We start from the raw sequence: 20,000 nt of genomic DNA, 5'->3' as shown, positions 1-20,000 counted from the left end.
GGCACCGGCCCGCTCGGCGGGGCGGCCCGACGGCGCTTCAGCCCACCAGCGGACGGCGGAAGCCACGCACGGCCAGCAGGATCCCGACCGTCGCGACGCCGGTGCTCGCCGCCAGCGCGCCCAGCAGCCCGGCCGCGTCGGGCGTCCCCAGGCACAGACCGCGCGCGGCGTCGACGGCGTAACTGAGCGGGTTGGCACGGGCGATCAGCTGGAGCCAGAACGGCATGCCGTCCACCGGGGCGAATGCGCTTGAGCCGAACATCAGGGGAAAGGTGGCCACACCGGCGATGCTCTGCATGGCGTCCAGGCTGCGCAGCCAGCAGCTCAGCGCGAGGAAGACCCACGTCAGTGCCCAGATCACGAACGCGGCCAGCGCCAGGGCGGCGGCGGTGCCCGGGACGCCGCCGGGCGGGCTGTAGCCGAACAGCGCCCAGGCGCAGACCACCATGATGACCATCTGGACGCAGCACCGCGCCACATCGGCGCAGCAGCGGGCGAAGAGCACCGAGGACAGGGCGATGGGCAGCGAACGCAGCCGGGCCGTCATGCCGTTCTCCATGTCCCGGCTGAGAATCGCGCCCGAGGCCGCGGCCGAGCCGATGCCGCTCGTCACCAGCAGCGCCGGCAGCAGGAACTCCATGTACGGCACTCCGCTCGGCAGCAGCCCGGGGTCGACCATGCTGCCGAAGAGCTGACCGAGCACCACCAGCAGCAGCAGCGGCTGGACGAGTTTGATCACCAGCACCCGTCGGTCCGCGAACTGGGACCACAGCGCCCGCCGGGTCAGGACGAGGACCTGGGTGACCCGGCCGCTGCCCTGCCAGCTCTCCCGGGCGCCGCCCCGGACCGCCGGGCCGTCCTGGGCGGTGACCGGCGCGGCCGTACCGTCCGCGGTAGCCGTCATGGCTGCTCCTTCCCCGCCGCGGCCGGGGCGCGCTGCCCGCTCCGGGTGAGGGCGAGATACACGTCGTCGAGCGTCGGCGAGCTCAGTTCGAGTCCGGTCACCACGACACCGGCCCGGTCCAGGGCCCGGACCACCGCCGGGACCTCGGCGGACGACTCCACGGGCACTCCGACGCCCAGGTCGTCCGTGCCGGGGCCCGGGCGCAGGCCCGAGCGGCGCAGCGCGTCCGTCGCGGCGGCCCGCTCCCCGGGCCCGGCGAAGGACAGCTGCACGGTGAGCGTGCCCACCCGGGCCTTGAGTTCACGGGCCGTGCCGGTCGCGGCGACCGTGCCGGAGTCGAGCAGCACGATGGTGTCGGCGAGCCGGTCGGCCTCCTCCAGGTACTGCGTCGTCAGCAGCGCCGCCACCCCGTCCGCCGCCAGTCGCTCGACGATCTCCCACAGCCGCATCCGGCTCTCCGGGTCGAGTCCGGTGGTCGGCTCGTCCAGGAACAGCACGTCGGGCCGCCCGACCAGGCCGATCGCCAGGTCCAGACGGCGCCGCATGCCGCCCGAGTAGGTCCGGGCCGGACGCCGGGCCGCGTGCTCCAGGCCGAACAGGGCGAGGAGTTCCTCGCCGCGCCTGCGCGCCTGCCGTGGGTTCGCCCCCAGCAGCCGGGCCACCAGCAGCAGGTTCGCGTACCCGGTCAGCCGGTCGTCGACGGCGGCGAACTGCCCCGTCAGCCCGATGCGGCGGCGCACCTGATGCCCCTGCCCGGCCACGTCGTGCCCGGCGACCGTGGCGGAGCCCGAGGTGGGCGGCAGCACGGTGGTGAGGATGTCGACCAGGGTCGTCTTGCCGGCGCCGTTGTGGCCCAGCAGGCCCAGTACGGAGCCGGCGCCGACCGTGAGGCTGACGTCGTGCAGGGCCCGTACCCGGCCGAACGTCCGCCCGACCCGGCGGGCCTCGATCATGGGCGCCGTCATGCGGCGGAGTACGGCGTGACGTCCATGCCCGGGTACAGCTCGGCCAGTCCGGCCACGGTCTCCCGGTTCCAGTAGGGCGAGCCGGCCGGCGGGAAGCCGAGCAGTTCCCGCTGCCGCGGTGAGGCCTCGACGACGAACCGGGTCGCGGCCGGGCCGTTCGCCGAGGCCGGGGAGCCCACCCAGGTCTGCTTGTCCAGCCAGACCGAGTCGGCGGCGTGGAAGGTGAGATGGAGGGCGAAGCGGTGGCCGGTCGCGTCCCGCAGCGGGGAGCAGCGGTGCACGGTCGTCCCCGCCAGCAGCAGCACCGAGCCGGCCCGGGCGGGCACCGGCTCCTGGAGTTCGTAGAGCCACGGGTACTCGTCCCGGCTGTAGGCGGAGTATCCCGAGGACAGCAGGGGTACGCCGGCCGTGTGCTTCCGGGGCACCACACAGGTGGGCCCGAGGTCCTCGGTGACGTCCGAGAGGTAGACGAGCGCCACGACGCGCTGGAACACACCGTCCCCGCGGGGCGGTACGAGGGTGTTGCGGCCCCAGGCCTCGTTGTGCAGCCGCTGGTCGTTGGCCGGCGCGATCCGGCTGCCGTACTTGGCCTGGAGGATCGAGTCGCCCAGCCGGACGTCCCGGGTGCCGGTCGCCCGCTCCGCGAACGAGATCAGCTCCGGGTGCAGCGACAGCCGGCTGAGCTCGACCGGCTCGTAGGGGAATCCCGCCGACCTTCTCAGGGCGGCGTACCGCTCCGGCGTACGCAGCCGCTCGGAACTCTCCGGGAAATAGCGCAGGGTCGCCGCACGCGCCTTTTCGAGGTCCTCGCCGTCGAGGAATCTGTCCACCAGGACATAGCCGTCGCGCTGGAATTTTTCCAGGTACTCGTCCGTGATACGCATATCCGCCTCCTGGCCGCTCTATATGGCTCACCGTAACCGCGCCGGCGTGTATTCAGCTGTAGGTGATTTCCCCTGCGGGAAATGCAGCAGGGGAAATCAACTCGGTGATTCGTCGGAATGGTGCCGCCGCTCGCCGTGGGCCAGAGTTATGGCCATGGGACGAGCCCCCAGGGGTTCGGACCGGATGGGTTCACCCACATATATAGGAGGTGCCAGATGGAGAAGATCGAGATCGCGGTCGACGACTTCGAGTTCGTCGGCGAGCTGGACGAGGTCACCATGGGCTGGAGCGGCCCGACCGACGACACGTTCGACGGCGACTGGACTCCGTGAGTGTCCTTGTCCTCCGGGGAGCGGAATTGATTCCCTCCCGGTGACACACCCGGGCGTGGCTTTCCTTCGGGAGGGCCACGCCCGGCTCCTTGACCGGCATTCGCCCGTGCAGGAAAAGAAGCAAGAAAAACAGCAGGAAACGCAGCAGGAAAGCAGTTCTTCGAGCAGGAAAGAGGAGAACGTGTCTCCCGCCCCATCAGCTCTCCGGCCGGCCGCCGGATCTCCCCGCGAGACCCCGCGCGAGCTGCGGCGCCGCCTGGTCCGTTCCGCCCTCGCCGGCGTACGGGTGCCCGCGGAGGTCCCGGTGCGCGGCCGTGAGCTGCCCCGGGCGGTCGCGGACTATCTGCGCGTCGGCCGCGCCTTCCGCACCGGCGGCCTGGCCGCCGCCCTGCCGCTGCTGCCCGCGGTCGATCCGGGCCGGCCGCGGCGCGCCCTGCGGGACGAGGCGACCGCGTTCTGCGCCCGCGCGGCCGCCTGGCAGATCCAGGGGCTCGCCCGCACCGTCGCGGGCGCGCATCTGTGTCTGCACGAGTCCCTCGGCGTCTGCGCGGCCCTGCGCGGCCTGGGCTTCGACGCCGAGGTCGTCATCGGCTACCCCGTCATCGAGCACTCGGACGGCAGCGAGGAGCTGCACGCCTGGCCCGCCCTCGGCGACCTCCCCCTGGTCGGCCGCGGCGGCGAACGCCCTCTCGGCTACGTCGAGTTGCTCCGCTATCCGCAGGAGGCCTGAGATGCTGCTCACCGCTTTCGGCATGGCGGGCCGGGCCCATGTCCCCGGCGGCGCGCTCCTGGACACGGCCACGGCATACGACGCCACCGGCACGGCTTCCCCCAGGGCCGGACGTCCCTCGGTGTCGCAGGGGCCGGTCTACGAGAACGGCGCCGCGCTGGGCGCCGACCGGGTGGAGCGGGCCGGCCGGCTGCAGTTCACCGGCTGGATCGACCTGTCCGGGGTGCCCGAGTTCCTGCTTCTCGACACCGGCCGCGAGCCCGGCGCCGCCCTCACCGCGTTGCAGCGCCTGCTCGATCTGCGGGGTGCCGAGGCGGTGCGCCGGCTGCGCGGCGACTTCGTGCTCGCCCATGTGGCGCCCGACGGCGGGCGGCTGACGCTGTACCGGGCGGTGAACGCCCTCACCCCGCTGTTCTGGACCCAGGACGGCGAGAGCCTGCTGTGGGCCGCCGACCCGGCCCGGCTGCTGGGCGACCGCCCGCCCCGGCTGTCCGACGTCGACACCGACGTCCTGCCCATGCTCATCGCCGAACGCGGCATGCCCGACGACCGCTCCTGGTTCACCGGCGTCCGCAGACTCCCGCCCGGCAGCGCGCTGGTGCTGGAGTCCGGCCGGCGGCCCCGGGTCGAGACCTTCGACGAGTTCCGCCCGCACGAGAACCCGCCCCGCACCATCGACGAGGCCGCCGAAGGGCTGCGCGAGCGCCTGGCCAGGGCCTGCGGCCGGATGCTCGCGCACGAGCCGGACGCGGTCCTCATGCTCAGCGGCGGCATCGACTCGGCCGCCGTCGCCCACGAGATCGGCTCCGGACCCGGCCGGGCCATGGGACTGCACTTCACCCTGGAGGGCTTCCCCGGCTTCGACTCCGACCGGGAGGCGGCGGAGTCGGTGGCCCGCGCCTGCGGGCTGTCCTGGATGCCGTACGACATGTCCAAGCACACCCGGGCCGGCGGCGACTACATCGACATCCCGGCCACCGGCGCGCTGCCGCAGACCCATGTGCCGCTGCGGGGCATCGCCGCGGCCGTGGACCTCGCGGAGGCGGCCGGCGCCCGGTTCGTCCTGTCCGGGCTGCTCGCCGACCAGATCCTCGCCCACGACCTGCAACGCGGCCTGTTCTCCGTGGCCGGCCCGGCGATCCTCGACCCCCGGGTGGCGGGCGAACCGGTCTGGCAGACGCTCGCGGCGGCGGCCAAGACGTCGTTCTCGGGCGGCGCCCCGGCGACGGCCGGGCAGGGCACCGCACGGCCGGGCGGCAAGGCACTGGCCACGGCCCGCTATCTCTACCGTCTGCTCAGCGGCGACCCCACCACCGCGCTGCCGGACCGCGACGCCATCGTGCACCCCGTCGGCTTCACCGAGGACGCCGGTGCCCGCGTCACCCTCGCCCTGCGCGAGGCCGCCGACCGGGCCCGTGACAGCCTCCACTCGACGATGGAACGCGGCGGCTGGTCGCGCCGCGGGCTGCCGCAGGGCATCACCTCGCTGTTCATGCTCGGCCAGTCCCTGAGCACCGCCAACCTCCAGGCGGCCTGGATCAACTACGCCCTGCCCAAACACCGGCTGATCAGCACGCCCTTCGCGGACCGGGACGTCGTGGAGTACGCCCTCGCGCTGCCCGCCCGGCACCGCATCGGCTTCGGACACGGCCTCACCGTCGACAAGTTCGCGCTGCGGCTCGCCTACGCCGACCGCGCGGTGCCCGCCGGGATCGGCCACCGCATGCAGCAGGCCCGCATCGACTCGATCTCCGCGATGTTCGTCAACCAGAACTACGAGGTGTGCCGTTCGCTGCTCACCCCCGACTCGCTGCTGTGCCGCACGGGCGTGCTGAGCCGGACCTTCATCGACGGTCTGACACCCGCCCGGGTGCACCGCAACGGCGAGGAGATCGCCCGACTCTGCGTCATCGAGCGCTGGCTGGAAGGACTGGACGATGCGTGAAGAGACATCCGTCAGGCTCGCCGACCACATCGTCTTCCAGGAACTCCCGTTCTGCGGAGTGCTGCTGGACACCCGGCGGTTCACCGTGCACCGGCTGTCCCGGCGCGCCGGCCACGTCCTGCGGACCGCGCTCGACCCCGGCGCCCCCGGCCCGTACGCTCCGCTGCTCCCCGACGGCGACGAGGAGACGGCGGAGGGGCTCAGACGGCAGCTGCTCGACCGTCTCGAGGCGAGCGGCATGGTGCACCGGGTCCCTGCCGGGAAGGTGCCGGGGGAGCACGGGTGAGCTCCCGTCCGGCGGAACCCGCCGGGGTGCCGCTGCCCCGAGCCCTGACCCGCGCCCTGACCTGGGTCGGCGACCGGCTGCCCGCGTTCCTGCCGCCGCCCGACCCGGCCGCGCCGCGCGACCGGCTCAAGCCGCTGAGTGAACTCGCCCTGGCCCACCACTGGCTGGCAGGCCGGCTCGGTGCGGAAACCAGGGAGCTCCGTGTCTGGCGGGACTTCCTCGTCGAGGCGTGCGGCGCCGGGCTCGCGGCCCGGGCGGCCGCTGCGCGAGAGGCCGACGCCCTCTATCTGCTACAGCCGTATCTGTGGCTCCGGGCCGCCGGGCACGTCGTGGACGAGTGCGAGCAGGTCCTGCGCGACCGGGCGCGAGCCGGGGTGCGGCCCGGCTCACCCGGCGTCCTGCACGCCCTGGAGGCCGCCGGTCTGCTGCGCGCCGGCCAGGACTGGGCCGGGCTGTGCCGTACGGCGGTCCTGGGCCGGGACCGGAGCGACCAGGAGCTGATCCGGGACGCCTACCGCGTCACCCACGCGGTCTTCTACGCCACGGACATGGGCGGCACACCACCGGCCCTGTCCGCCGCCGAGCGGGACCGGCTCGCCGCGCTGCTGCACCGGCTGCGCGGACACGCCGAGCGCGCCGGACGCTGGGACCTGCTGGTCGAGACGCTCATCGCGCTGCGCGGCCTCGGGGCCGCGTACCCGGCCGCCGAGGAGGCGTGGGCGGCGCGGCGCGAGACGCTGGCCGTCCACTGCCACGGCGGCACCCCGCTGGACGAAACCGCCGCGGGCCGGCTGGCCCGGACGCGGCCGCGCCCCGACGACGCCGCGCTCTTCCGTTCCTGCTACCACGCGACCCTGGCCGACCTGCTGCTCCAGTCCCTGTCGGTGCCGGGAACCCGCCAGACGACCGAGACGCAAGGAGACCCCTCGCCATGCCCGAAGCCCCCGCACCGGCAACGGCCGCCCCTGACGCGGACGTCATCGTCGTAGGAGCCGGTCCGGTGGGCCTGATGCTGGCCTGCGAGCTGGCCGTCGCGGGGACCGGCGTGCTCGTCCTGGAGCGGGCGGCGGACTTCGACCGGCGGCTGCGCGCCCCGGGCATCACCGCGCGCAGCATCCAGGCCCTGGACCGGCGCGGTGTCCTGGACCAGCTGATGAAGGCGACGGCGGAGGCCGAACCGGCCTACCGCACCGAGCGCGACCAGGACGGCCGGGCGCCCGAGATGCTCCCGGTCCGCGCCGGGATCCTCGAAGAGGTGCTGTACGACCACCTCTCGGGGCTCGGCGGCAGGGTGCGGCGAGGTCTGGCCGTGACCGGCCTGAGCGAGGCGACGGACGGCCTCGTCGCCGTCACCGCCACCGACGGCCAGGGCACCGGCCACACCTTCCGCGCCGCCCACGTCGTCGGCTGCGACGGCGGGCGCAGCGCCGTCCGCAAGGCGCTCGGCATCGGATTCCCCGGGGGCGGGCCGAGCGTGACGGGATATCAGGCCGTGGTGACCGTCGAGCCGGAGGGCGCCCTGGAGCGGACCTGGCGCCGCACTCCCCGGGGCATCGCGGCCTACGCGCACGGCCCCAGCCGGATCGTCAGCGTCGAGTTCGACACCCCGCCCGTCGACCGCCGCAGCGAGGTGACCCTGGCCGAGGTCGAGGCCAGTCTGCGCCGCACCAGCGGTGTCGAGGTCACCCTGCGCGACCCGGTCTCCCTCGCCCGGTTCACCGGCACCTGCCGGCTGGCCGACCGCTACCGGCAGGGCCGGGTGCTGCTCGCCGGCGACGCCGCCCACGTCCACCCCCCGTTCGGCGGGCAGGGCCTCAACCTCGGCCTCCAGGACGCCGTCAACCTGGGCTGGAAACTCGCCGCCACCGTACGCGGCGACGCCCCCGAGGGCCTGCTCGACAGCTACGAGAGCGAGCGCAGGCCGGTCGCCGCCCGGGTGCTGCGCAACTCGGAGGCGGCCACCAGGCTGCTGCACCCGGGCCCGGACAACACGGCCCCCTACGAACTGTTCTTCAAGGAGCTGATGACCGACCCCGCGGTCAAGCGGCGTCTGCACGACGTGTACGCCATGAAGGACCTGGTCCACCCGATGGGCCCCGAGGGCTCCGGGCCGGCCGGTCTCCTCGGCCGTGCCTGCCCCGATCTGCTCCTGGAACGCCCGCGGCGGGACGGCGGCGGCACGGTCCGCCTGGCCACGCTCCAGCAGGAGGGCCGGGCGGTCCTGATCCACACCGCCGGCCAGGCCGCACTCGCGTCGCAGGCCCGGGCATGGGACGACCGTGTCGCCGTACTGGCCGCCGAGCGGGTCGAGCCGGACATACCCACTCCGCTGCTCGTACGCCCCGACGGCTATGTCGCCTGGACCCCCGAGGCGGCGCCGGAGACCACCCTCCTCAGCGCGCTGCACCGCTGGTTCGGGGAGCCGCGGGCCGGCGCCTGAGCGGCCCGGGCCGCCCGGTCAGCGCTTCTCCACGGCCTCGACCATCCGCAACGCGCGCCTGACGGTCTCCGCCAGGGAAGGTCCCGCCGTCGTGTCGGACCGCAGCGCCCAGTCCTCCACCGCGATGCGCATCGCGGTGTTCAGCACGCCCGCCTCCACCCGCACCGCGAGATCGCCGACCGGCCGGCCAGTACGGTCGGCGATCACCGCGGCGAACGTCGCCTCCGCGTCGTAGTGCGCCTCCAGCCACACCGCGCGCAGCCCCGGCTCCTCACGGCACAGCAGCAGCAGGTCGCCCAGGGTCCGCAGGCGGGTTGTGGTGTCGTCGTCGTACCGGACGCTCAGGATCGCCTCGGCGAGTGAGCCGGGTTCGCCCCGGTCCTCCCGCAGATGCTCCGTCAGCAGCTCGAGGCCCGTGGTGAGCAGGGGGCGTACGCACTCCTCCTTGGAGCGGAAGTACCGCCACAGCGTGCGCGTCGACACCCCCGAAGCGGAGGCGATGTCCTCCGCGGTCACCGCAGCCACGCCCTTGGCGGCGAAGAGCCGGACCGCCTCCTCGGCGATCTCCATACGCGTCTCGGCGCGCCGCCGCTCCGTCAGCGGTGGCCGCCCCGTGGCACCACCTGCTCGTCCGGCCATGCGCCCTCCTCGACTTGCCGTGCTCACCCTATTTTACGTCGTGACATGTCTTACTGGCGTGAGACGACCTACTGGCACGCCACGTCTTTATGTCGCACTGAGACAAAAACCAGTACTGTGCCTGACGCCACACCACGAACAGAGGGAGCCGCATGGGAGCCACCGGTCTGTCAGGCAAGAGCGTCATCGTCACCGGAGCTGCCTCCGGCATCGGCCGCGCCACCGCCCTGCGGTTCGCCGAAGAAGGAGCGAAGGTCGTGGTCGCCGACCTGAACGGGGAGGGCGCCAAGAGCGTCGTCGAAGCCATCGAGTCCGCGGGCGGAACGGCCCTCGCCGTCACGGGCGACCTGAGCGACCCCGCGGTGGCCGACGCGGTCGTCACCGCCGCGACCGGCACCTTCGGCGGCATCGACGTCCTGGTCAACAACGCCGGCGTCATGGACAGCATGTCCGCCACGGCGGACGTCACCGACGCCGAGTGGGAGCGGACGCTGCGGATCAATCTCACCGCGCCGTTCCTGCTGACCCGGGCCGCCCTGCCGCACATGATCGCCGCGGGCGGCGGAGCCATCGTCAACACCGCGTCCGAGGCGTCGCTGCGGGGCAGCGCGGCCGGGACGGCGTACACCGTCTCCAAGCACGGGGTCCTCGGCCTCACCCGCTCCCTCGCGGTGATGTACCGGGACCAGGGCATCCGCGCCAACGCCATAGCCCCGGGCGGCACGGCCACCGACATCACGGCCGATGTCCACATCGACCGGGAGGCCCACGGCCCGTCCGTCGTCGGCAGGCACTTCGTCAACATGGGCCGCATCTGCGAACCGGAGGAGCAGGCCGCCGCCATCGTGTATCTCGCCTCCGACGCGGCGAGCGGTGTCAACGGCGTCATCCTGCCGGTGGACAACGCCTGGGCCGCCGTCTGACCGGCCATCCCCCTCGACTTTCCCGAGTTGAACGAGAGGACACGCATGTCCACCCCCCACACCCCCGTGTCAGACCTGGGCTTCGACCCGGACGCCCTGCGCGAGCGCTACCGCGCCGAGCGCGACCGGCGGATCCGCCCGGACGGCAACCGCCAGTACCGCCGTACCGCGGGCGAGTTCGGCCACTTCGACCAGGACCCGCACGCCGAGCCCGGCTTCACCCGGGAGCCCCTGCACGACCATGTCGAGGTGGCGGTCGTCGGCGGCGGCTTCGGCGGCCTGCTCGCCGCCGCCCGGCTGCGCCAGGCGGGCCTGCGGGACGTCCGGATCATCGAGAAGGGCGCCGACTTCGGCGGCACCTGGTACTGGAACCGGTACCCCGGGATCCACTGCGACATCGAGTCGTACGTGTATCTGCCCCTGCTGGAGGAGCTCGGCTACGTCCCCAGGTGGAAGTACGCGCCGGGCGAGGAGATCCGGGAGCACGCCGAGGCGATCGCACGGCACTTCGACCTCTACCGCGACGCCTGCCTCCGGACCCAGGTGAGCGAACTGCGCTGGGACGACGCCGAGTCCGTGTGGGTCATCGGCACCGACCGCGGCGACCGGATGACCGCCCGGCACGTTGTCGTGGCGACCGGTCTGCTCAGCCAGCCGAAACTGCCCGGGATCGAAGGCATCGAGACCTTCAAGGGGCACATGTTCCACACCAGTCGCTGGGACTACGACTACACCGGCGGTGACGCGAACGGCGGCCTCACGGGACTCGCCGACAAGCGTGTGGCCCTCATCGGCACGGGCGCCACGGCCATCCAGGTCGTCCCGCACCTCGGCCAAGGCGCCCGGCACCTGTACGTGTTCCAGCGCACCCCGTCCTCCGTGGACGTGCGCGGACAGCGCCCCACGGACCCCGAGTGGGCGGGCTCGCTGAAGCCCGGCTGGGCCCGGGAGCGCAGGGACAACTTCCTCGCGGTCGTCACGGGCGGCCGGGCCGAGCAGGACCTGGTCGCCGACGGCTGGACCAGCAGTGCCCGCCTCCAGCAGAAGCTCATCCCGACCAACAACTACGACGCCCTCACCCCCGAGGAGCGCGAACGCCTGGAGGAGATCGCCGACTTCCAGAAGATGAACGAGCTGCGGGCCCGGGTGGCGGAGATCGTCGAGGACCCGGAGACGGCCGAGAAGCTCAAGCCCTGGTACCGCTACATGTGCAAGCGGCCCACCTTCAGCGACCTGTACCTGGAGACCTTCAACCGGCCGAACGTCACCCTCGTCGACACGGCCGACCACGGAGGCGTCGAGCGCGTCACCGAGCACGCCGTCGTGGTCGGCGGGGTGGAGTACGAGGTGGACTGCGTCGTCTTCGGCACCGGCTTCGAGGTCGGCGTCTCCGGGCTGCTGTCCGGGCAGCTCCCCGCGTACGGCAGGGACGGCACCGCCCTGCTGGACTCCTGGCGCAAGACCGGCCCGAGGACCCTGCACGGCTTCTACAGCCGGGGTTTCCCCAACCTGTTCATGCTCGGCTCCGTGCAGAGCGCCAGCTCGGTGAACTACGTGCATGTCCTGGACGAACAGGCCACCCATGTCGCCGAGGTGATCGCGGAGGCGGTCAGGCGCCAGGTCCCGTGCGTCGAGCCGACGGCCGGGGCGGAGGCCGCCTGGGGCGACACGATCCGCCAGAAGTCGGCGGACCTGTACACGTTCCAGTCCGAGTGCACCCCCGGCTACTACAACGCAGAGGGCATGCCCCGCCCCCGCAGCGAGTCCTACGGCGACGGCCCGGTCGCGTTCTACGAGCTGATCAGACGCTGGCGCGCGGAGGGCGGCATGGACGAGGTGCTGGGATCATGACGAGCAGGTACACCGGGGGTGAGGTGCGCAGCACCCACAGGCAGGCCCGGCGCCTGAACTCCCCCAACCCCCTTTGGGGTTCCAACGGCGTGGCCTTCGGCCCGGACGGGCGGCTGTACGTCGCCCAGTTCCTCGCCGGGAAGATCAGCGCCGTGGACCCGGCCACCGGGGACGTCGAGGTGGTCGTCCCGATGGACAGCCCCGTCGAGTCGCCCGACGACCTGGCCTTCGGGGCGGACGGCTCGATGTACATCGCCGACCTGGTCCCCGGCCGGGTGTGGCGCCGCGGCCCGCAGGGCGAGTACTCCCTGGTCTCCGAGGAGGTGAAGGTCCCCAACGGCATCACCTGTGTCGGCGACCGGCTCTTCGTCAACGAGATGAAGATGGACGGGCGGCTGCTGGAGCTCTTCCCCGAGGGCGGCGACCCGGTCGTCCTCACCGACGGGCTGGCCTTCGGCAACGCGATGCAGCTGGGACCGGACGGCTGCCTCTACTACCCGCACATGATCAGCAGGCAGGTCTGGCGCATCCCGCCCGACGGCGGGCTGCCCGAGGTGGTCGCCGAGGACGTGCACGACCCGGTCGCGGTCCGCTTCGACCTGGGCGGCGTCCTCCACGTCCTGTCACGCGGCCCCGAGGGCATCGTCACCCGCGTCGACCTGCACGGCACGGGTGCGCGCACGCTGGTCACCAGCGGGGTCACGGGCCTGGACAACGCCGCGTTCGACGCGGAGAACCGTATGTTCGTCTCCAGCTTCGCCAGCGGCGGCATCACCGAACTGCGTCCCGACGGCCGCACCCGCGCGATCGTGCCCCGAGGCCTGGACGGCCCCTACGGCGTGACGATCGACCTCGGCGGCACGGTGTACGCGGCCGACCACTACCGGCTGGCCCGCCCGGAACAACCCGACGAGGGCGGGTCGGGCGACGTCGTGACGGAGATCCTCCAGCCCTTCTTCCACGGCATCACCGCCGACGGCGGACTCCTGCACACCACCTCACAGTTCGGCACCGTCCAGACCTACGACCCCGCCACCGGGACGACCCGGCTGAGGGCGAACGGCCTGAACCAGCCCCTGGGCATCGCGACCCGGGCCGACGGCGCCCTGGTCGTCGCCGAGACGGGCGCCGGCCGGGTCGTCGCCATCGACGGGACCGACACGGTGACCGTCCTCGCCGAGGGCCTCGACCACCCCGTGGACGTGGCCTTCGACGCCGAGCAGCGCTGTTACGTCAGCGACGACCGGCGCGGGGCGATCCTGCGCATCGACGCCGGCGGGACGGTGCCGGTCGCGGAGGGCCTCGGCGCCCCGCAGGGCCTCGCCGCCCACGGCGACGAACTCTTCACCGTGGACACCGAGCACCGCCGGCTGTGGGCGGTCTCCCCGGCGACGGGCGCCACCCGTGTGGAGGCCGAGTCCCTTGCGGTCGGCGTCCCCCCGGGCACCGGCCCCCGCCCGGCTCCCGCGCTCTTCACCCACCAGGTCCCCGGCCTGGCCCAACGGTTCGCGGGCCTCACCGCGGCCCCGGACGGCTCCCTGCTGCTCTCCGCGAACGGGGAGGGCACGGTGGTGCGGCTGTCGCCGGCCGGGGGGCAGGCGTAGGGGAGTGGTTCAGCGGCGGCGGCCCCGGGAGGGCCTGGAGCGCCGGTTGCGCGGGGCGGCACCCGTGCGGGCCGGGCGGTTCTCGGCGGGCGGCGGGGCGAGGACGACGGGCACGCCCGAGGGCGCCTGGGCGCCGGTGATGCGGTTCAGCTCCGCCTCGCCCGAGCGGACCCGGGTGATCCGCGGTGTGATGCCGGCGTCGGCCATCAGCCGGGCCGTCTCGCGCCGCTGGTGCGGCAGGACCAGCGTGACGACGGTGCCGGACTCGCCGGCCCGGGCGGTACGGCCGCCCCGGTGCAGATAGTCCTTGTGGTCGCCGGGCGGGTCCACGTTGACGACGAGGTCGAGGTTGTCGACGTGGATGCCGCGGGCGGCGACGTTGGTGGCCACCAGGACCGTGACCTCGCCGTCCTTGAACCGCGCCAGGGTCCGGGTCCGCTGGGACTGGGACTTCCCGCCGTGCAGGGCCGAGGCGCGCACCCCGACGGCCAGCAGCTTCTTGGCCAGCCGGTCGGCGGCGTGCTTGGTGTCCAGGAACATGATCACGCGTCCGTCGCGGGCGGCGATCTCCGTCGTGGTGGCGTGCTTGTCGTCGTCCTCCACGTGCAGCAGGTGATGCTCCATCGTGGTGACCGCGCCCGCGGACGGGTCGACCGAGTGGACCACCGGGTCGTGGAGGTACGTACGCACAAGACGGTCGACGTTGCGGTCCAGCGTGGCCGAGAACAGCAGCCGCTGGCCGCCGGGCTGCACCTGGTCGAGCAGGGCCGTCACCTGCGGCATGAAGCCCATGTCGGTCATCTGGTCGGCCTCGTCCAGGACGGTGACCGAGACCCGGTCCAGCCGGCAGTCGCCGCGGTCTATGAGGTCCTTGAGCCGGCCGGGCGTCGCGACGACGACCTCGGCACCGGCGCGCAGCGCGCTCGCCTGGCGGCCGATCGACATCCCGCCGACCACCGTCGCGAGCCGCAGGCGCAGCGCGCGGGCGTAGGGGGTGAGCGCGTCGGTGACCTGCTGGGCCAGTTCCCTGGTGGGCGTGAGGACGAGCGCCACCGGCTGCTTGGGCTCGGCCCGCTGCCCGTCGATACGGGCCAGCACGGCGAGGCCGAAGGCGAGGGTCTTGCCCGACCCCGTGCGCCCGCGGCCCAGGACGTCCCGGCCGGCCAGCGAGTTCGGCAGCGTCGCCGCCTGGATCGGGAACGGCTCCACCACGCCCTCGCTCTTCAGCGCGGTCAGCAGCCGATCGGGCAGGTCGAGGTCGGCGAACGCCTCGACGGCGGGCAGTGCCGGGGTGATGGTGGCGGGCGGTGCGAACTCGCCGCCGGGCGCCGTGCGACGCCGGGGGGTGCCGCGTCCCGCGCCTCCGGTACGGGAGGAGTTGTTCCGGCCGCCCCCTGCCCTGCGGGAGTGGGACGAGCCGTTGTTCTTGCGAGCGGTGCGATCCAAGGGGATCCTTCCTCGATGCGGCACGTATCGGGGAATTCCGGGAGGTCAGACAGCCTCTGGGGGCCGCACCAGGATTCGCAAGAATGAGCCGGGTAGGGAATGAAACGTGCGGGGGCCCGCACCACATGGGTGCGGGCCCCGATCACGTCGGACGCGTCAGCGTCAGGCGGGAACGATGTTCTCGGCCTGCGGGCCCTTCTGGCCCTGCGTGACGTCGAAGGTGACCTTCTGGCCTTCCTGGAGCTCACGGAAGCCAGAGGTGGCGATGTTCGAGTAGTGGGCGAAGACGTCCGGGCCGCCACCCTCCTGCTCGATGAAGCCGAAGCCCTTTTCCGAGTTGAACCACTTCACGGTGCCGGTAGCCATAAGAATCTCCCTAGTGAGGGGCAGTACCCGAGATCCGCACTTTACGGATTCGGGGTCGCCGAAATGATCACCCTCGGAGAGATCCGAGAACCCTCGGAAACTAAAAAGAGTGCTCGTCGACGAAGGTCGATAGAGCACTCGAAGTCTCTGGGAACCAAAACTGCAACGCCAGCCAAGGTAGCACAGGTCGACTCGGGAGGCCCGGGAATCTCGTACCCGAGGCGGACCCGTCGGCCCGGTCGTACTGCGTTCTCAGTAGTCCGGATTGTCGGCAGCCGCACGACGACGCGGGGGCCTTGTCACGGACACGCTTGGCGGACGATCGACACCGGATGTGGAGACCTGCTGCCGTGGCAACTTTCCTGTATCGAGTGGGCCGTCTGGCCTTCCGGCGACGCTGGTACGTCGCCCTGGTCTGGGCGGCCGTCCTGGCCGCCGTCGGGCTCGGCGCACTCAAGGCGCCGGGGGCCGTCGACGAGGAGTTCTCGATGCCCGGCATCGAGTCCCAGAAGGCGTTCGACCTCATGGAACAGCGCTTCCCGGGCGCCACGGCCGACGGGGCGACCGCCAGGGTCGTCTTCATCGCGCCGGGCGGCGAGAAGGTGACCGCCGCCGAGAACAAGGAGGCCATCGAGAAGGCCGTCTCCGGCCTGGGCGACGGCACGCAGGTCGCGGGCGCCGTCGACCCGTTCCAGGCGAAGACGATCAGCAAGGACGGCTCGACCGCCTTCGCGACCGTCACCTACAAGGTCGCGGCCAACGACCTCACCGACGCCAGCCGGACCCAGCTGGAGCACACCATCGAGTCGGCCCGGGACGCCGGGCTGACGGTCGAGGCGGGCGGCACCGCGCTGGCCGAGGAAGGCGGGCCGGGCGGCATGGCCGAGGTGATCGGCGTCGCGATCGCCGCCGTCGTCCTCCTCGTCACCTTCGGCTCCCTGGCCGCCGCCGGGCTGCCCCTGCTGACCGCCGTCATCGGCGTCGGCGTCAGCATGGCCACGATCCTCGCCCTGTCCAGCGCCCTCGGCCTGTCCACCACCACCGGCACCCTGGCGATGATGCTGGGCCTCGCCGTGGGCATCGACTACGCCCTGTTCGTGGTGTCCCGCTACCGGGAGGAGCGCGCCAAGGGCAGTACGCCGCAGGAGGCGGTCGGCATGGCCGTGGGCACGGCGGGGTCGGCGGTGGTGTTCGCGGGGCTCACCGTCGTGATCGCGCTGGCCGGGCTCGCCGTGGTCGGTATCCCGATGCTCACCAAGATGGGCCTGGCCGCCGCGGGCGCGGTCGTCGTGGCCGTACTGATCGCACTGACGCTCGTCCCGGCGTTCCTCGGCTTCTGGCCGAACGCGGTGCTCCCGCGCAAGGCCCGCAAGAGCGGCCGGATCGAGGAGGACACCCAGACCAACGGCGGAACCCGCTGGGCCCGGTTCGTGCTGCGCCGTCCCATACCCGTCCTGCTGCTCGGCGTCGTCGGCCTCGGCGCCCTCGCCCTGCCCGCGGCCGACCTCCAGCTGGGCATGCCCGGCGACGAGGCCAAGCCCACCTCCACCACCGAGCGCCGCGCCTACGACGCGCTCGCCGAGGGCTTCGGGCCGGGCTTCAACGGGCCGCTGACCATCGTCGTGGACGGCAAGGGCGCCGCCGACCCCAAGGGGGCCGCGGACTCGATCGCCAAGGAGATCGGCGGCACGAAGGGCGTCGTCTCGGTCTCCCCGGCGCGCTTCAACGACGCCGGCGACACCGCCGTCTTCTCCGTCGTGCCCTCCACGGCGCCGACCGACGAGAAGACCAAGAACCTGGTGACGACCATCCGGGACGAGCGGCCCGGCATCGTGTCCGGCACCGGCGCGAGCTACGAGGTGACCGGCACGACCGCGCTGAACATCGACATCTCCGAGAAGGTGCAGGCCGCGCTGATCCCGTATCTGATCGTGGTGGTCGGTCTGGCGATCGTGCTGCTGCTGGTGGTGTTCCGTTCGCTGCTCGTCCCGCTCAAGGCGGCCCTCGGCTTCCTGCTGTCGGTGCTGGCCTCGCTCGGCGCGGTCGTCGTGGTCTTCCAGCAGGGCCACGGCGCGGAGCTCCTCGGTGTGGAGCAGACCGGCCCGATCATGAGCCTGATGCCGATCTTCCTGGTGGGCATCGTCTTCGGCCTCGCGATGGACTACGAGGTGTTCCTGGTCTCCCGGATGCGGGAGGCCTACGTCCACGGCGAGTCGCCCGCCCAGGCGGTCACGTCCGGCTTCCGGCACAGCGCCCGCGTGGTCGCGGCGGCGGCCCTGATCATGATCGCGGTGTTCGCCGGGTTCATCGGCGAGAGCGACTCCATGATCAAGATGATCGGCTTCGGGCTCGCCTCCGCCGTCCTCTTCGACGCCTTCGTCGTACGGATGGCGATCGTGCCCGCCGTGCTCGCCCTGCTCGGCGACAAGGCGTGGTGGCTGCCGAAGTGGCTGGACCGGGTGCTGCCCCGGGTGGACGTGGAGGGCGAGGCGCTCAGCCGCGGGACCGGGACGGAACCGGCCCCGGACGCCGCGCCGGATCTGGAACCGGCCCGCACCTGACGCACCGCTGACCAGGGCCGCCCGTGGCGAAGGACACGGGCGGCCCCTCGGGCGTTTCCGCCCGAAGTCGACCACGATGGTCCCGACCCCACCGACCGGAGAGCCCGATGAGCATCCCCCCGGAACGACGCTATGCGGATCGCCTGGAGGAATTCGCCGAGCAGCACCCCTTCCTCGTCGATCTGGCGATGGTCCTGGGGCTGATGGGCTGCGCGGCCCTCGGCAGCTCGCTCACACTGCCCAGCGCGGACCCACCCGACCAGGACAAGACCGGCAGCGTCCTGATGCTCGCGGCCTGCCTCCCCCTGCTCAAGCACCGCACCCACCCGCGTACCGCTGTCACCGTCACCTCGGCCTGCACCGTGACGGCGGTGGCCATGGGCTATCTGCTCACCCCCCTGCTGCTGGCGCCGATCATGGCGGCGCTCTACTGGCTGGCCTCGCTCACCGACCGCAGAACCACCCGCGTCTACGGCCTCACCATCCTGGCGGCGGTGACGGTCGCGGCCGTGCTCTCCGACTCCATGAACCACATCTCGCTGCTGCTGAGAACGATCGGCCCGTTCTTCTGGCTGCTGCTGCCCCTCGCCGCCGGGAACATGACGCGGCTGCGGCGCGCCTACCTCCAGGCCGTGCAGGCCCGGGCCGAGCACGCCGAGCGGACCCGGGAGGAGGAGGCCCGGCTGCGGGTCACCGAGGAGCGGATGCGGATCGCCCGGGAGCTGCACGACGTCGTCGCCCACCACATGGCCCTGGCCAACGCCCAGGCCGGCACGGCGGCGCATCTCGCCCTCACCAACCCCGAGCAGACCCAGAGGATCCTCACCGACCTGACCGGCACCACGTCCTCCGCGCTGCGGGAGCTGAAGGCCACGCTGGGCCTGCTGCGTCACAACGACGACACCCTCGGCTCTCCCGGGCTGGAACCGTCCCCGGGCCTGGCCCGGCTGCCCGAGCTGGTCGCGGCGTGCGAGTCGGCGGGCCTGGAGGTCACCGTCGCGACGGAGGGGGAGCCGAAGCCGCTCTCACCGGGCGTGGATCTGACGGCCTTCCGGATCGTGCAGGAGGCCCTCACCAACGTCACCAAGCACGCCACCGCCGATGCCGCCCACGTCCGCCTCGAGTACACCCACTCCCGCCTGCTGATCACGGTCCTCAACGAGGGCCCCAGCAAACCGGAGCCCGCACAGGGACGCGGCTTCGGCGTCATGGGCATGCGCGAACGCGCCCACTCCATCGGCGGCGAGCTGTGCGCGGGCCCCCGCCCCCAGGGCGGTTTCGAGGTCACCACCGCGCTGCCGCTGCAGCCCTCCACCGATCTCGCGGAAGGAACCACGCCATGACCATCAGGGTGCTGCTGGCCGACGACCAGGCCCTGCTGCGGGCCACGTTCCGGATCCTCATCGACTCCTGCGCGGACATGGAGGTGGTCGCCGAGGCCTCCGACGGCGCGGAGGCGGTGGAGCTGACCCGCGCCCACCGCCCCGACATCGTCCTCATGGACATCCGCATGCCCGGCACCGACGGCCTCACCGCCACCGCGACCCTGTGCGCCGACCCGGAGCTGTCCGCCACCCGTGTCCTCATCCTGACCACCTTCGAGACCGAGGACTACGTCGCCGAGGCCCTGCGCGCCGGTGCCAGCGGCTTCCTCGGCAAGGACGTCACCGCCGACACCCTGCTGACCGGTCTGCGCACGGTGGCCTCCGGCGAGTCCCTCCTCTCCCCGTCCGCGACCCGCTCCCTCATCACCCGCTTCCTGCTGGCCCCCGCCCCCGGCACCCATCTCGCCCCGCCGGAACGCCTCGCCGACCTCACGGTCCGCGAACGCGAGGTGATGGCCCTGGCCGCGGAGGGCCGGTCCAACACCGAGATCGCCGAGGACCTGACCCTCAGCCCGCTGACCGTGCGCACCCACATCCACCGGGCCATGACCAAGCTGAACGCCCGCGACCGCGCCCAACTGGTGGTCATCGCCTACCAGACGGGCCTGGTACGGGCGACTCCGCCCGCCGGGTGAGGGGGGGGCTAGGTGTATTGATCACGAGCGTTGTTAACGCTGGCCGGGCTTGATCATGGCGAAGACCTCCGGTGTGGTGGAGCTGTCTAGGACTGCACCGCAC

General features: G+C 72.6%; 17 protein-coding genes. 11 read left to right on the top strand and 6 right to left on the bottom strand.

What is annotated here, in order from left to right; translation table 11 throughout:
* Nucleotides 1-37: 37 nt before the first annotated feature.
* From ACIBK5_RS22625 to ACIBK5_RS22615, 3 genes are read right to left on the bottom strand one after another with little or no spacing between them, the layout of a single operon-like run.
* Nucleotides 38-904, bottom strand: coding sequence for an ABC transporter permease (locus ACIBK5_RS22625; RefSeq protein WP_399021792.1), 867 nt, complete (start codon nt 902-904; stop codon nt 38-40).
* Nucleotides 901-1,869 (bottom strand): ATP-binding cassette domain-containing protein, encoded by a 969-nt coding sequence (locus ACIBK5_RS22620; protein WP_399021790.1) that lies wholly within the window; start codon nt 1,867-1,869, stop codon nt 901-903. The genes ACIBK5_RS22625 and ACIBK5_RS22620 overlap by 4 nt, the downstream gene beginning before the upstream one ends.
* Entirely contained in the window at nt 1,866-2,753 is an 888-nt protein-coding gene (locus ACIBK5_RS22615; protein ID WP_399021788.1) for a phytanoyl-CoA dioxygenase family protein, read from the bottom strand. The genes ACIBK5_RS22620 and ACIBK5_RS22615 overlap by 4 nt, the downstream gene beginning before the upstream one ends.
* Nucleotides 2,754-3,267: 514 nt before the next feature.
* Between ACIBK5_RS22615 and ACIBK5_RS22610 the strand changes: the two genes are divergently transcribed.
* The 5 genes from ACIBK5_RS22610 to ACIBK5_RS22590 are packed head-to-tail and all read left to right on the top strand — an operon-like array spanning nt 3,268 to nt 8,487.
* Entirely contained in the window at nt 3,268-3,816 is a 549-nt protein-coding gene (locus ACIBK5_RS22610; RefSeq protein ID WP_399021786.1) for a lasso peptide biosynthesis protein, read from the top strand.
* Between the two features lies 1 nt (nt 3,817).
* Entirely contained in the window at nt 3,818-5,761 is a 1,944-nt protein-coding gene (locus ACIBK5_RS22605; protein WP_399021785.1) for an asparagine synthase-related protein, read from the top strand.
* The gene (gene adfB / locus ACIBK5_RS22600; protein ID WP_399021783.1) at nt 5,754-6,047 is read left to right on the top strand and encodes an actinodefensin-associated protein B; all 294 of its coding nucleotides are present in this window, start codon (nt 5,754-5,756) and stop codon (nt 6,045-6,047) included. The genes ACIBK5_RS22605 and adfB overlap by 8 nt, the downstream gene beginning before the upstream one ends.
* Nucleotides 6,044-7,036, top strand: a complete 993-nt coding sequence (locus ACIBK5_RS22595) for a DUF6895 family protein (RefSeq protein ID WP_399021781.1) — start codon at nt 6,044-6,046, stop codon at nt 7,034-7,036. The genes adfB and ACIBK5_RS22595 overlap by 4 nt, the downstream gene beginning before the upstream one ends.
* Nucleotides 6,979-8,487, top strand: coding sequence for an FAD-dependent monooxygenase (locus ACIBK5_RS22590; protein WP_399021779.1), 1,509 nt, complete (start codon nt 6,979-6,981; stop codon nt 8,485-8,487). Before ACIBK5_RS22595 ends, ACIBK5_RS22590 begins: the two co-directional genes overlap by 58 nt.
* An 18-nt stretch (nt 8,488-8,505) precedes the next feature.
* On the opposite strand, the gene ACIBK5_RS22585 is transcribed toward ACIBK5_RS22590, so the two are convergent.
* On the bottom strand, nt 8,506-9,126 hold the full coding sequence (locus ACIBK5_RS22585; protein ID WP_399021777.1) for a TetR/AcrR family transcriptional regulator: 621 nt from the start codon (nt 9,124-9,126) through the stop codon (nt 8,506-8,508).
* A gap of 152 nt (nt 9,127-9,278) precedes the next feature.
* Between ACIBK5_RS22585 and ACIBK5_RS22580 the strand changes: the two genes are divergently transcribed.
* Genes ACIBK5_RS22580 through ACIBK5_RS22570 form a run of 3 tightly spaced genes read left to right on the top strand, consistent with a single transcriptional unit; the run spans nt 9,279 to nt 13,504 of the window.
* Nucleotides 9,279-10,049, top strand: a complete 771-nt coding sequence (locus tag ACIBK5_RS22580) for an SDR family NAD(P)-dependent oxidoreductase (protein ID WP_399021775.1) — start codon at nt 9,279-9,281, stop codon at nt 10,047-10,049.
* 45 nt (nt 10,050-10,094) lie between these two features.
* On the top strand, nt 10,095-11,900 hold the full coding sequence (locus tag ACIBK5_RS22575) for a flavin-containing monooxygenase (RefSeq protein ID WP_399021773.1): 1,806 nt from the start codon (nt 10,095-10,097) through the stop codon (nt 11,898-11,900).
* On the top strand, nt 11,897-13,504 hold the full coding sequence (locus ACIBK5_RS22570; RefSeq protein WP_399021771.1) for an SMP-30/gluconolactonase/LRE family protein: 1,608 nt from the start codon (nt 11,897-11,899) through the stop codon (nt 13,502-13,504). Before ACIBK5_RS22575 ends, ACIBK5_RS22570 begins: the two co-directional genes overlap by 4 nt.
* Before the next feature lie 9 nt (nt 13,505-13,513).
* Here ACIBK5_RS22570 and ACIBK5_RS22565 read toward each other — a convergent pair whose 3' ends face one another.
* Nucleotides 13,514-14,950, bottom strand: a complete 1,437-nt coding sequence (locus ACIBK5_RS22565) for a DEAD/DEAH box helicase (protein WP_399021769.1) — start codon at nt 14,948-14,950, stop codon at nt 13,514-13,516.
* 162 nt (nt 14,951-15,112) lie between these two features.
* Nucleotides 15,113-15,316 (bottom strand): cold-shock protein, encoded by a 204-nt coding sequence (locus tag ACIBK5_RS22560; protein WP_003991681.1) that lies wholly within the window; start codon nt 15,314-15,316, stop codon nt 15,113-15,115.
* Between the two features lie 350 nt (nt 15,317-15,666).
* Between ACIBK5_RS22560 and ACIBK5_RS22555 the strand changes: the two genes are divergently transcribed.
* The 3 genes from ACIBK5_RS22555 (at nt 15,667) to ACIBK5_RS22545 (ending at nt 19,897) form a co-directional block, all read left to right on the top strand.
* Nucleotides 15,667-17,877, top strand: a complete 2,211-nt coding sequence (locus ACIBK5_RS22555) for an MMPL family transporter (RefSeq protein WP_399021767.1) — start codon at nt 15,667-15,669, stop codon at nt 17,875-17,877.
* A 107-nt stretch (nt 17,878-17,984) separates the two neighbouring features.
* Nucleotides 17,985-19,220 (top strand): sensor histidine kinase, encoded by a 1,236-nt coding sequence (locus ACIBK5_RS22550; protein ID WP_399021765.1) that lies wholly within the window; start codon nt 17,985-17,987, stop codon nt 19,218-19,220.
* The gene (locus ACIBK5_RS22545; RefSeq protein ID WP_399021763.1) at nt 19,217-19,897 is read left to right on the top strand and encodes a response regulator; all 681 of its coding nucleotides are present in this window, start codon (nt 19,217-19,219) and stop codon (nt 19,895-19,897) included. The genes ACIBK5_RS22550 and ACIBK5_RS22545 overlap by 4 nt, the downstream gene beginning before the upstream one ends.
* The last annotated feature ends 103 nt before the right edge of the window (nt 19,898-20,000 follow it).

The organism is Streptomyces sp. NPDC050546 (assembly GCF_044457425.1).
Lineage (GTDB): Bacteria > Actinomycetota > Actinomycetes > Streptomycetales > Streptomycetaceae > Streptomyces.
This window is presented reverse-complemented; position numbering and strand designations above follow the sequence as displayed.

Bases quoted from the DNA above. Each gene is read 5' to 3' on its own strand.
- ACIBK5_RS22625 (WP_399021792.1), bottom strand. From the start codon at position 904: ATGACGGCTACCGCGGACGGTACGGCCGCGCCGGTCACCGCCCAGGAC.
- ACIBK5_RS22620 (WP_399021790.1), bottom strand. From the start codon at position 1,869: ATGACGGCGCCCATGATCGAGGCCCGCCGGGTCGGGCGGACGTTCGGC.
- ACIBK5_RS22615 (WP_399021788.1), bottom strand. From the start codon at position 2,753: ATGCGTATCACGGACGAGTACCTGGAAAAATTCCAGCGCGACGGCTAT.
- ACIBK5_RS22605 (WP_399021785.1), top strand. From the start codon at position 3,818: ATGCTGCTCACCGCTTTCGGCATGGCGGGCCGGGCCCATGTCCCCGGC.
- adfB (WP_399021783.1), top strand. From the start codon at position 5,754: ATGCGTGAAGAGACATCCGTCAGGCTCGCCGACCACATCGTCTTCCAG.
- ACIBK5_RS22590 (WP_399021779.1), top strand. From the start codon at position 6,979: ATGCCCGAAGCCCCCGCACCGGCAACGGCCGCCCCTGACGCGGACGTC.
- ACIBK5_RS22585 (WP_399021777.1), bottom strand. From the start codon at position 9,126: ATGGCCGGACGAGCAGGTGGTGCCACGGGGCGGCCACCGCTGACGGAG.
- ACIBK5_RS22580 (WP_399021775.1), top strand. From the start codon at position 9,279: ATGGGAGCCACCGGTCTGTCAGGCAAGAGCGTCATCGTCACCGGAGCT.
- ACIBK5_RS22575 (WP_399021773.1), top strand. From the start codon at position 10,095: ATGTCCACCCCCCACACCCCCGTGTCAGACCTGGGCTTCGACCCGGAC.
- ACIBK5_RS22570 (WP_399021771.1), top strand. From the start codon at position 11,897: ATGACGAGCAGGTACACCGGGGGTGAGGTGCGCAGCACCCACAGGCAG.
- ACIBK5_RS22560 (WP_003991681.1), bottom strand. From the start codon at position 15,316: ATGGCTACCGGCACCGTGAAGTGGTTCAACTCGGAAAAGGGCTTCGGC.
- ACIBK5_RS22550 (WP_399021765.1), top strand. From the start codon at position 17,985: ATGAGCATCCCCCCGGAACGACGCTATGCGGATCGCCTGGAGGAATTC.
- ACIBK5_RS22545 (WP_399021763.1), top strand. From the start codon at position 19,217: ATGACCATCAGGGTGCTGCTGGCCGACGACCAGGCCCTGCTGCGGGCC.